Origin of the sequence: Clostridium sp. FP1, assembly GCF_011065975.2 — a bacterium.
Taxonomy (GTDB): Bacteria; Bacillota; Clostridia; order Clostridiales; family Clostridiaceae; genus Clostridium_AD; species Clostridium_AD tagluense.
Window position 1 is genome coordinate 1027029 of sequence record NZ_JAAMNJ020000001.1, and the last position, 12254, is coordinate 1039282.

The 12254-nt window shown below is 32.1% G+C and carries 11 protein-coding genes and 1 riboswitch; of the genes, 8 read left to right on the top strand and 3 right to left on the bottom strand.

Features of this window, described 5'->3' with window-relative positions:
* Positions 1-921 precede the first annotated feature (921 nt).
* The 4 genes from G9F70_RS05095 (at position 922) to G9F70_RS05110 (ending at position 4600) form a co-directional block, all read left to right on the top strand.
* Positions 922-1671 carry a TatD family hydrolase gene (locus G9F70_RS05095; RefSeq protein ID WP_164947597.1) on the top strand — a complete coding sequence of 250 codons (750 nt, stop codon included), beginning with the start codon at positions 922-924 and terminating at the stop codon, positions 1669-1671.
* A gap of 160 nt (positions 1672-1831) precedes the next feature.
* A riboswitch (Lysine riboswitch) is annotated at positions 1832-2012 on the top strand.
* A gap of 175 nt (positions 2013-2187) precedes the next feature.
* Positions 2188-3030: a transporter substrate-binding domain-containing protein gene (locus G9F70_RS05100; protein WP_164947598.1), complete on the top strand. Its 843-nt coding sequence runs from the start codon at positions 2188-2190 to the stop codon at positions 3028-3030.
* A gap of 29 nt (positions 3031-3059) precedes the next feature.
* Positions 3060-3842 (top strand): amino acid ABC transporter permease, encoded by a 783-nt coding sequence (locus tag G9F70_RS05105; RefSeq protein ID WP_164947599.1) that lies wholly within the window; start codon positions 3060-3062, stop codon positions 3840-3842.
* Between the two features lie 17 nt (positions 3843-3859).
* Entirely contained in the window at positions 3860-4600 is a 741-nt protein-coding gene (locus G9F70_RS05110; RefSeq protein WP_164947600.1) for an amino acid ABC transporter ATP-binding protein, read from the top strand.
* A 156-nt stretch (positions 4601-4756) separates the two neighbouring features.
* Here the strand turns inward: G9F70_RS05110 and G9F70_RS05115 are convergent, their stop codons facing one another.
* Complete coding sequence (locus tag G9F70_RS05115) at positions 4757-5560, bottom strand: MBL fold metallo-hydrolase (RefSeq protein ID WP_164947601.1); 804 nt, start codon at positions 5558-5560, stop codon at positions 4757-4759.
* A gap of 252 nt (positions 5561-5812) precedes the next feature.
* Between G9F70_RS05115 and G9F70_RS05120 the strand changes: the two genes are divergently transcribed.
* On the top strand, positions 5813-6874 hold the full coding sequence (locus G9F70_RS05120) for a tRNA-dihydrouridine synthase (RefSeq protein ID WP_164947602.1): 1062 nt from the start codon (positions 5813-5815) through the stop codon (positions 6872-6874).
* 365 nt (positions 6875-7239) lie between these two features.
* On the opposite strand, the gene G9F70_RS05125 is transcribed toward G9F70_RS05120, so the two are convergent.
* Together G9F70_RS05125 and ltrA are read right to left on the bottom strand one after the other, a co-directional pair.
* On the bottom strand, positions 7240-8169 hold the full coding sequence (locus G9F70_RS05125) for an Rpn family recombination-promoting nuclease/putative transposase (RefSeq protein WP_318011011.1): 930 nt from the start codon (positions 8167-8169) through the stop codon (positions 7240-7242).
* Between the two features lie 3 nt (positions 8170-8172).
* Positions 8173-9795, bottom strand: coding sequence for a group II intron reverse transcriptase/maturase (gene ltrA, locus G9F70_RS05130; RefSeq protein WP_224617424.1), 1623 nt, complete (start codon positions 9793-9795; stop codon positions 8173-8175).
* A gap of 945 nt (positions 9796-10740) precedes the next feature.
* On the opposite strand from ltrA, the gene G9F70_RS05135 reads away from it, so the two are divergent.
* From G9F70_RS05135 to G9F70_RS05145, 3 genes are all read left to right on the top strand, one after another.
* Entirely contained in the window at positions 10741-11211 is a 471-nt protein-coding gene (locus G9F70_RS05135; protein ID WP_164947713.1) for a GreA/GreB family elongation factor, read from the top strand.
* 29 nt (positions 11212-11240) lie between these two features.
* Positions 11241-11642: a nucleoside diphosphate kinase regulator gene (gene rnk, locus G9F70_RS05140; RefSeq protein ID WP_164947714.1), complete on the top strand. Its 402-nt coding sequence runs from the start codon at positions 11241-11243 to the stop codon at positions 11640-11642.
* A gap of 224 nt (positions 11643-11866) precedes the next feature.
* Positions 11867-12250 (top strand): BlaI/MecI/CopY family transcriptional regulator, encoded by a 384-nt coding sequence (locus tag G9F70_RS05145; protein ID WP_164947715.1) that lies wholly within the window; start codon positions 11867-11869, stop codon positions 12248-12250.
* Positions 12251-12254 lie beyond the last annotated feature (4 nt).

Genomic DNA, 12254 nt, shown 5'->3' on the forward strand with positions numbered 1-12254 from the left:
TTCTCAGGTCAAAATAGAGAAGTGGGTCAGTAGCATATAAAGCTATCAATATTATCTAAAATCATTATATAATACGTCCATTTAACTTTGTTCCAAATCCATATATGGATATAATTATTCCTTACTAATATAGGTACGGACCAAAATTCAGTACCGTTATTCAACCAAGTATACGTATGTTTTTTCATGCAGTGGTCAATTGTTGATTGGCTAAGAATATTTGTACCAGGTGTTTTTGTGAAACCAAGAGCTTTTGCTTTATATATACTAGGAATAAAACCAGGTGGTTTCCAATATAAAGGTCCTTTTTCTGAAGGTCCACTGACCTTTGGACTGCAACCTCATCGATAACCATAATTGAAATAGGGTAACCCTTCACTAATCTTATATTTATATACATAGCTATTTCCTCCATAAAATATAATATTATAGATTAATATATGAATGGTTTTTTCTATGTTTACACTATATAAGCTAGAGTATATATACTCTTTATGGAAACAAATTATTGCTGTGAACTGCTACTGAAAGTGGTTTATTAATATCTCTGCTAGCTACTTATGGTTACAACCTCGGTGGGGACAAAATTTCTATATACTTTAAAGATAAACATTATTGTTCAAGTAATCATTGACAATACCTTCCTGCGTGATTATACTACCCCTAGCCTAAGGGAAATGGTTATTTGATTAACTAAATAGTTAATCAAAAGCCAAAGGGGAAGGCTAAGGTTTTATAATATCAATTAAAATTATGCATGAAGCGGGGGTGCTTCGTAAAAGGAGAGATGGTAATTTTATAAATTATATTATTGAGAGAGAAGTCATTGATAGGATTCCAATGGATATGTATCAGTATTTGGATAACTAACATTACGACTTTTCATTCAAAATAGAATATTTAAAGGAAGTGGAGAAAGTAATGTATATTGATGCACATAGTCATTTAGACTTCTTTAATAACAAGATAGAGTATGCTATTAATGAAATTAATAACCTTAAAATCCTAACTATTGCGAGTGGTATGGATATGGAGAGTTACTTAAAAAATAAGGAATATAGCAAAAGGAGTCAATATATTAAAGCTACCTTTGGAATACATCCATGGAAGGCAGCGGAATATAAGGGGGAGCTTGAAGATTTAATCCCTTATATTGAAGAAAGCAAGATTATAGGGGAAATAGGCTTAGATTTCTTTTGGGCAGAGGATAACGGTACCTATGAGGCACAAAGAAGGATTTTCAATTTTATATTAGAGGAAAGTATTAAAAGAGATAAAGTTATATGTATACATACAAAAGGTGCAGAGGAAGAAATATATAATATTCTTAAGCATTATAGCTATAGTAAAGTAATTATTCATTGGTATAGTGGTGATATTAAAACCTTAGATAAATTTATAGAGCTAGGTTGCTATTTCACTATAAGTGTTGATATAGACTACTCTAAATTAACAGAAGAAATATTAGCTAGGATTCCAATAGATAGATTACTTGTGGAGACTGATGGACCAACAGCTTTAGAATGGGTAAATGGTGATTATGGCTATCCTAGAGTAATAATTAATGTTATAAAAAGCGTTTCAAAGAGAAAAGCAATTTCCACTGAGAGATTATTAAAAGTATTAGAAGATAATTTCTTTGAATTAACTGGAATTAAAATCCAGGGTTAAGAGTTAATGAAATAATAGAGAGCATAATCTTCATAACTATTTGAAAATATTGCAATTGAGTAGAAAAATAACGATCAATAAAAAAGAGGTAAGGCAGGTTGACAAATTTAATATATTGTTATACACTAAACAATATAATTTTATAAGACCTCACTTTTATATGTGGGGTAGAGGCGCGACATTTAACAGTCTTTAGTGGAGTTTGAGAAGCATTGATACTAGAGAGAAGGAAAGGTCGCCGAAGCAAATAAAATCTCAATATTATTTGCTGGGTCTGCAGTTAAGAGTTGCAGGACTGTCTCAATAAACTTCCCGGTTTATTGAGTTGTGCTATCTCATTTGGGAAAAGAAGAGGTTTAGGGACAACTATGCATGTTGAGACCTGAGTTTATCTCAGGTCTTTTTTTGTTTGGGGAAATTCCTAAGAGGATTAAATAGTGCCACCTAATGTAAGGGTGGCATTTTTAATTTAAATATATTATATGAATCTAGTACAAAAGAAGGAGAGAAGTAGTTATGAAAAAGAAATTATCATTATTAATAGTAGCATATCTATCAGTAGTTATGCTTTTAACAGGATGTGGGTCAAGCAGTAGTTCAAAAGAGGCAAAAGCAGAAGAGGCGGGTGGAAAATTTAAAGTAGGTCTTGAAGCCGGATATGCACCATTTAACTGGACTCAAATGGATGATTCTAATGGTGGGGTTAAAATTGAAGGCGGCTCAGAATATGCAGGCGGATATGATGTAGAAATCGCTAAAAAGATTGCCAAAGATTTAGGAAAAGAATTGGTTATTACTAAAACTGAGTGGGATGGTCTTGTACCAGCATTAGCTTCGGGTAAAGTAGATGCAATTATTGCAGGTATGTCACCCACAGCAAAACGTAGAGAGGTTATTGATTTCTCGGATAACTACTATAAATCAGATTTAGTTATGCTTGTTAAAAAGGGTGGAAAATATGATGCAGCCACTTCTATTAAGGATTTTAAGGGAGCAAAAATAACTGCCCAATTAAATACATTCCACTATTCAGTAATAGATCAAATTCAAGGCGTAAACAAGGAACCAGCTATGGACAACTTTCCTGCCATGAGAGTTGCTCTTGAATCAGGAATGATTGATGGGTACGTATCAGAACGTCCTGAAGGCGTTAGTTCGGAGGCTGCAAATAAAAGATTTAAAATGGTAGAATTTAAAAGTGGATTTACTACAACAGACGCGGATACGTCAATTGCTGTAGGGATTGCAAAAGGTAGTGATTTAACTGTGAAAATCAATAAAACATTAGCTGGTATTTCAAAAGCAGATCGTAAAAACATTATGGATGCTGCAATAAAGAACCAACCATCAGCTAAATAGTATTTATTTATGATATAAGGAGGAGAAAGATGAGCTTTGAATGGGTAGTAAAAATCATTTCAAATAACTGGCCAATGTTCATACGTGGAGCAGGTACGACACTCTTAATTTCCATGGTGGGTACTATTATAGGTTCCATAATCGGTTTATTAATAGGGGTTGTACGTACTATTCCAATGCCCCAGCGAGGAATAAAAAGAGTCATGCTTAAAATTGTTAATGCTATTCTTTTTGTTTATATAGAGATATTCCGTGGAACGCCTATGATTGTACAAGCAATGGTAATTTATTACGGATCTGCTTTAGCATTTGGTATAAATATGAATAGGTTATATGCAGCAATTTTTATCGTTTCAATTAATACAGGGGCTTACATGTCAGAAATTATCCGTGGTGGTATTGTTTCTATCGATAAAGGACAATTTGAAGCAGCTCATGCTATAGGTATGAATCATATTCAAACTATGACGAGTGTAATAATACCACAAGTAATTCGTAATATCTTACCAGCAACGGGTAATGAATTTGTAATCAATATAAAAGATACATCAGTACTTAATGTAATTTCGGTAACAGAATTATATTTCCAAACAAAATCAATTTCAGGAAATAATTTTAGATATTTTGAAACATTTTTTGTTGCATGTATTTTGTATTTTATAATGACCTTCACAATAACAAGGATTTTGCGCTACATTGAAAGGAAATTAGATGGTCCGGACAATTATATTATGTATGCTAATCAAATGCAGGTAGAAACTCCGGAAGATATGTGTCGTAGAACAAGAAATAGTGACGAGAATAAATATTAGGCGAAGGAGTAGGAAGTATGGAAAAAATAATTAATATACAGCATTTAAGCAAATCATTTGGAAATCATGAAGTGTTAAAAGACATTGATTTTTCAGTAAATAAAGGCGAAGTAGTCTGCGTCATAGGTTCTTCTGGATCTGGTAAATCTACTCTTCTTCGGTGCGTTAACCTTCTAGAAAAACCTAGTGGTGGTGAAATCATCTATAAAGGAGAAAACATTTTAGATGATAAACATGATATCTACGCCTACCGTACAAAGCTTGGTATGGTGTTTCAACAATTCAACTTATTTAATAATCATAATGTTTTAAGCAACTGCGTGGTTGGACAAATAAAAGTGTTAAAGCGTTCCAAAGAGGAAGCAGAAAAAGTAGCTATGAAATATTTGAAAGTGGTTGGAATGGAGCAATATGTTAATGCAAAACCAAAACAATTATCAGGTGGCCAAAAACAACGTGTGGCTATCGCAAGAGCACTTTCTATGGAACCAGATGTGATGCTCTTTGATGAACCAACATCAGCCCTTGATCCTGAGATGGTAGGTGAAGTTCTTAAAGTTATGAAGGAACTTGCGCAAATTGGTCTTACTATGTTAATAGTAACTCATGAAATGGAGTTTGCAAAAGAAGTATCTGACCGTGTAGTATTTATGGACAAAGGGGTCATAGCAGAAGAAGGAAGTCCAGCGCAAATTTTCAATAATCCAAGGGAGGAACGTACCAAGGAATTCTTAAAGCGTACATTAAAGCAGATGTAATATAATTTGTGAAGGATGATAAATATATGTATTTGCAAAAAGGAAATTAAAAGCAATCCATGCCTTTGAAAAAGAATATTTAGGTTAAGGGAGAAATCTCTTAGCCCTTTTTTTTCACTGAAAGCAACTAGTTATTGTTTGCTAAGTTCATAGTATCTACAGTTGAATAATATCTAAATCATCAGGAACAATAATATTCCCTGAAAAAAATTCCTTACCTTCATCAATATATAGTTTTTTTCTGCTTAATATATTTTTATCTTCAGTATGAAACATAACTAAGGTTTTTACATTTAATTTAGAGGCGGTTTCACATGCGTCCCTTACTGTAGCATGATGTTTTTCATAAGGTTTGAAGATATCCTTTTCTGAATACAAACAAAAAGCTTCATGAAAGAGGTAATCTACATTATTGGCATATTTAAGTAAAGCTTCCTTATAAGGCTCGTCTCCTAAAAATGCTAATTTTTTTCCGTTTTTAAGGATTGTGGTAAAGCCAAACTGAAGTTGTTTAGTGCTTTTAATATCAAAAAACTCTACATTCCAATCTAATATAGTACACGTACAGTTATTATGAATTTTATTAAATAGTATTCTATTTCCAATGTGCTTTGTAAATTTTTCATCTAAAAGTATGCTGGTTAATGTATTTATTGCGTCAATATTATCCTTATGACAATAAATAATTAGATTACCTTCATACTTTCCATTAATAATTTGCTGAGCCACAGCCCTAATAATCCAAACAATGCCAGAAATATGATCGTTATGTCTATGGGATATAAAAACATGATGGATTTCATTGATACCTATATCTAATTTTTCTAGGTTTGAAAGTATGGTATTTCCACCACCAGTGTCCACCAATAAATGTTCTTTACCCTTTGAAATCGTAAAACATGTGTTATAACATTTTGTAACCATAGCATTTCCAGTACCTAAAATATTAACTAATTCCATATATATTCATTCCTCTCTATATTAGGTTGATTTTCTGACCTAATCTCTTATTATAATATCACTTATCATTATTATTACAGGAAAAAAGATCTTTTTCAATATCCTATAATCTTTTAGCAACTCCCTATTCTATTAGTATTATTTTTGAAACTATGAATAAAAAAAGTGCGTACTTGCATTAAGTTCATATTAAACTTAAAATAATACTATTGGCCAATAACAAATCAAATAGTGAAATAGGAGTGTGGAATTTTGAAAAAATTATTTACAGAGTTTAGTATTAAAAATGTAAAAATGAAGAATCGTATTTGTGTTCCTCCAATTGTTATTGGATTTAGAGATGATGGATATGTAGCATTTGAAAATGTAGAACGTTATAAAGAATTGGCTAAAGGTGGAGCAGGACTCATAATTCAAGAAGCTACCTGTGTTAATGGTGATGGGAAACTACTAGAAAAGCAGCTTGGAATATGGAAAGATGATCAAATTGAAGGACTAAAAAGTATAGTTGATGCAGTTCACGAAGAAAGCTGTCCAATATTTATTCAAATTCATCATGCAGGAGTTGTTGGAATATCAGAAAATCCAATATGTCCAAGTCCCTATGAATATAAAAAATATGCTGGAAGCGTCGCTTCACATGAAATGACTAGGGAAGATATAAAATCTATACAAAATGATTATATTGAAGCTACAAGAAGGGCCTATGAAGCAGGCTATGATGGGGTTGAACTTCATGGATGCCACGCATATTTAATAAGTCAGTTTTTAAACAAAAAAGTAAATAAGAGAACTGATGAATATGGCAAAAATCCTGAAAAATTTGTTGTAGAAGTAATAGATGGGATTAGAAAAGTAACACCAAAAGAATTCATTGTTGGAATCCGTTTGGGAGGATTTGAACCAACAATAGAAGACGGAATACATTATGCTAAAGTATTAGAAAAAAATGGAATAGATTTCCTTGATATTTCTTATGGATTTATGAGTGAACAGGAAATGCATGTAAATGAAGGGTATAAATACTCTAATGCTGTTTATGCAGCTGAAAGAATTAAAGAACAAGTTTCAATTCCAGTATTTGCAGTTAATGGAATTAATTCCGCGGAGATTGCAGAAGGAATATTAAATGAAACAAATGTAGACATTGTAGACATTGCTAGAGGATTTCTTATAAATCCTAATTGGGCAAATGATGCCAAAGAAGGCAAAGATACTGGAAAATGCTTGAATTGTGCAAAATGTATGTGGTTTGGTAAGTCTAAGGTTTGTGCAGGGAAAGTTATATTTGAGAGAGATAATAAACAAAATTAATATTAATAAGTACAAAAATCTAATTATAAAAGTTGGGCATAAACTCCCAGTTTCTGTTATGATCTCTGAGGTCGTAGTAAAAACTGGGAGTTTACTTTCTGTAAATACAGTTTAAGAAAGACTATAGCAGAGCATCCTTTTCGAACAATAATAGCAACAAAAATTGAAAATTCATTTCCAATTTTTGAAAGGTGCCTGTCACCTTTTAGTCAGTACAGGAAAAACGAGGCAGTGAAAAAAATTAGAAACATGATAACTTGGCTGTTGCTAGTGAGAGATTTATAAGTTATAAATCTAAAATGCCATTTGGGTTTTGCTATAAGAAAGGTGCCACCTACATGACATGTGGGTGGCACCTTAGGGTTCTAATTTAACTCTTTCTTAATCTTTTCAACTTCTTCAACACTTAATCCAGTTCCCTTAGCGACTATATCAACACCTAATCCCATTAGTAAAAAATTCTTAGCATTTTTTATTGTTGCTTCTCTTATGCCTTCTTCTCTTGCACTTTTTAATCTTGTCATTTGATCATGAAGTTCTGCTTCTCTTGATTCATAAGCAGCCCTTGCATTATCATCTTTACTTATGATCTCAAGAATATTATAGGCTTTTCTTATTTTTTCATTTTTCTCAGCTAACATCAAAAACGCCTCCTTATTTCTTGCTTGTAAAAACATCATCCATTGAACTACTGGTTCATCCTCATCTTTAGGAACATTATCATCAAATAACTTTGGTAGTTCTAGGTAATGAATCTCTAATACATCAGTTAATTTTTGATTAGTTTCATCTTCTGTTATATGAAACCTTGTATGAAGTTTATTTATTTCCATGCATTTAAAGTCAACTATGTTTATAGTTATACATTTTTCAAGTTTATCATAAGTATCCCCTGACTTTATCTGCCCATTGTACATCTTGCTCCAATAAAATAAAGTTCTTTCAGCCATATACTTTGTATATAGAACTTGAATTTCTATATCTATATGCTCACCATTCTTGGTTTTAGCCCTAACATCTAATATTCCTTTTCTATCTTCTGCAAACTCTCTTAATAATTCTGTGTTAATGAGTTCTATATCTTCTAATTCATCATGTGGCATTTTAAGTATTGCATTTAATAATTCTATTAATAAATCTTTATTCTTTTCATCTCCAAATAATAATTTGCTGACTAGGTAGGTGGAATTACTTCCACTTTCCCGTCTAAGAACCGTACTTGAAAGTTTCCCTTCATACGGCTCAAGCCCCTGAAAGCATTCTTTAGCATGAAAATGCCGGTTTCTATTAATAATTGGTCAATTGGTTAAAGTACAAGCCCTATGTGCTAATAATACTTTATCCTTTTGTTTATTTCCAATAGGATTATTATTATTATTATATGTTATACTTCTTTCTTCAGCAGTGTCCATTGATAATCCACATATAGTACATTTTCCATTCTGTTTTACCCATAATTTTTTAAATATTCCGGTTAGCTTCTTTGCTCCCAATTTGTACTTTCGCTCTTCAAAATATTGAGTATCAGTATATGGATTTTTATTAAGCTTTAGTGGTATATGTCTGATTATTTTCTTATCACTCATTAAAATCAGCTTCTTATTATCCTTGAATACCCAATTTCTAGCACCGTGTACTTTCCAGTATTTTGATTTTATCCATCTTTTGCCTTTGTTAGGATGTCTCCTTTTTGCCCATTTCCATAGCATTTGAAATGTAATATGGTCTATCTTTTGAAATATATCATTTGATACAGCACATTGATGGTAATTACTCCATCCAGTTATTATTTGATTTAACTTTATTATTAATATATCCTGTTCTACTGATTTATTCCCCTTTATAATCGCACTAATTTTACTTATTACCCTTTTAATTGATTTTTGAGATGGCTTAATCAGCAACTTACCTTTATATTTCTTTATATTCCATCCAATAAAATCAAAGCCTTCATCTATATGAGTTATTATTGTCTTTTCATCTGACAATTCTAGCCCTCTTTGGATTAAAAAACTTTTTATTATTTCTTTTGCTTTTATAGCAGTTTCACTGTCGGGAGCTGTAACAATAAAGTCATCCGCATAGCGGATTAGATTAACCTTGGGTCTTTCATTATTTCGGATTTTTGTACTTCTTTTAAATGTGCTTTTCAATAATTCGTCTATACCATCAAGAGTAAAATTAGCTAAACAAGGACTAATTGGAGAACCTTGTGCGGTTCCGCTTTTTGTAGAGAATAGTTTCCCCTTATATACATATCCAGATTTAATAAGCTTATTTAATACATTAGTATCCATAGGAGAGTTATCTGTTAGCCATTTATGTGATATATTATTAAAACAGCCTTTGATGTCTCCTTCTAGAACCCATGTTGGGGATGACTTGCGACTAAAGTTTATAAATATTTGTGACATAGCGTCTACACAACTTCTGTTTTTTCGAAATCCAAATGATGTTTTGTCACTCATGCTTTCTACAACAGGATCCAATCCCATCATATATAATGTTTGCATAGCTCTATCATGCATTGTAGCTATTCCAAGCGGTCTCAATTTCCCATTTTGTTTTCGTATATTTACTCTTTTTAATGGTTTAGGTTTATAGTTCTTACTGTTAAGCAACTTTACTGCTTCACATTTTTTCTTTGCTGAATTCCAGAGTATATTATCTATGCCCGGTGTTTTCTTACCTTTGTTTGTTGTTATACGTTTTACTGACATTAGTTTAGCATAGTGGGAATGAACCAGCATTCGCTGTAATTCTTTTACAAGTTTCCAATTTTTATTAATAGTCGCCTTTACAATCCTAGCTTGAATCTTATTAACGAATTTTTCAATGTTTTTCCAATCAATGCTTTTCCAATAAAAGCTTGCTTGTTTTTCGTCTAAGTTTGCAGTCTGTTTAATTAACAGTATACACATCTCCCTTATTCGTAAGATTCATTCCTTTAATGTAATCAAGCACCATAGTATAAGTCAGCATCCTTTCGGATCACTCCAAATATTGAAGAGTTATACCTTCCATTACAGAAGATCTTTCGCTTTTTATACTTTCCTATACCCTCTACTTCCCATAAAAAAAGGGCCTGTATAGGGCTTACCGAGTTCCAGTTTAAAACCAATTCAATGTGCCTTAGAACCTGTCTATAGCCCGGAGATACTGACCATCTTGCATACTGCATTTTCAGACATTATGCCCTTATCTCTCACCTTTTTTGTCCAAGCGTGTCAACCTTTTTTCGCTTGTTTGACTTAACGAGCCTTGCAACAGTTTGTTTATCCTGTTCATAACACATCATTTATGCTTGCAGTAGATAGGATAAGGTTTCCCATTTTTCCCGCTTTGTCCCAACAGCTTAGTACATTTCTGTTGCCAAAAATGCACCTGTGGTAGCATTACCCCAAATGGTAGGGATAGCCCAAAAGTTTAGTTAATACTTAGGCAGCTTTTAAACCGACCTCTCGTCACAGAAAAGCAAAATCATTCTTAGGGGACACTATAAATCCATCATTTAAAACCTTTTTTCTTACCAATTTAACCACCACACCTTAAATATATTTATACTTTTATTATATACCATATTGCGTTTTTCTTAAACATAGAACTCCTTTTGTTTCACTACAGAAATTTGTAACGTAGTGGACAAGTTTTGTTTGCTAGTAATTCATAATTTTAAGCCAAATTATCGGTTGAAAAAAAACCATGCTTAAGCTCTAGAGATATGCTACCATTATTGACAAGGATTGTAAAGTGAGCTATGATATTATTATGTATTCTAGGCATCTCCCTTATGCATTTGTGGGAAGTGTCTTTTATGTTGTTTGATAGAATTTCATTTAATGTATTATAAAGGAGATATAATTATTATGCATTCAAGTAATGAGCTAACATCATATGCTTTTAGAGCTATTTTAAGTCATTTGGTTGATATGGAGGAAAGAAAAAATGAAATAGCAAATGAAATTTTTAGTGATTTTTCAACTTTGCGTGGCGGTTTTGACTGCTTCAGAGATAACTATTTAAAAAAGCTTGAGGAACTGATAAAAACGGTGAAAATTGTTGATAAACCAAGCCGTGAAAAATTAAAGTCCCTAAACTATTTACCCTATGTGATTATTGGAAGTACAGTTGACCTGGAGAATATAAACAACCTTAATAACCATTTTTTTAAGATTGTTAACCCTTATCATACTTCCAATTCGAAAGACAACTTATCTTGTTTATCAGCGTTAGGTAAATCCTTAATGCTTAACAAACCTGGAGATATTATCAAAACTAAACTTAACGAAGATGAAGATGAATGTCTCTATAAAATTAAATCAATACGGTATAATTAAATAATTCTACGTGGGAGGAGCACTTACAAATGTCTCGAAAAATATTTATAACTAAATCAGACAAGCATAAATTATTGGAAATAATTAATAAATATGAAGATTTAAAAAACAAACAAAATCTAAAAGACCTTGAAGCAGAACTAAATAGAGCTGACGTCACTAGTCCTGAACAACTGCCTAGCGATGTTATCACGATGAATACAAAGGTCATCTTATTAGTTGGAGATACTGAAGAAGAAATTAATCTCGTATACCCAAGTGAAGCTGATATTTCAAAAAATAAGATTTCTGTATTATCCCCTATTGGGACAGCTATTCTCGGTTATTGTGAAGGTAGTATCATAGAATGGGAAGTGCCAGACGGAACAGTGCAGATTGAGGTAAAAAAAGTCCTTTTTCAACCCGAGGCTCAGGAGCTTTATAAGTTATAACCGTTAGCAAAACAAAATTGTGATTACAATTTGTTCACGTCCCTCGGCAGGTTGTGCGATAATTAGTTTTTAAATATAATCCACAGTTGAATTAGAAGCTTCAAAAGGTTAAGGGAGAAATCTCTTAGCCTTTTTTCACTGTCAATAAATAAAATACTTGACAATTTCTTCCTACAAGTGTAATCTGTATTTAAAGACTACACTTGTAGGAAGGAGATTGTTATATGTATGAAATAAACTTAAATATATCAGATGCGGAGTGGATTGTTATAAAAAAATTATGGGAAAAGTCTCCACTGACATCTACTAATATAATTGAGGCTTTAAGTCCTGAAACTAATTGGAGTCCTAAAACTATTCATTCATTAATTAGTAGATTAGTTAAGAAAGGAGCTGTAGGTGTTAATAAGGACTGTTCTCAGTTTGAATTTTATCCTCTCGTAGAAAAAAAAGATTGTGTAATGAAAGAGACTAGATCATTTATAAAAAAGGTTTATGACGGCTCACTTAAGCTTATGGTAACTAATTTTATTAAGGATGAAAAACTATCAAAGGATGAAATTGAGGACTTACAAAGGTTACTTAATGAAAAGATGAAGAAGAAATGAAAGG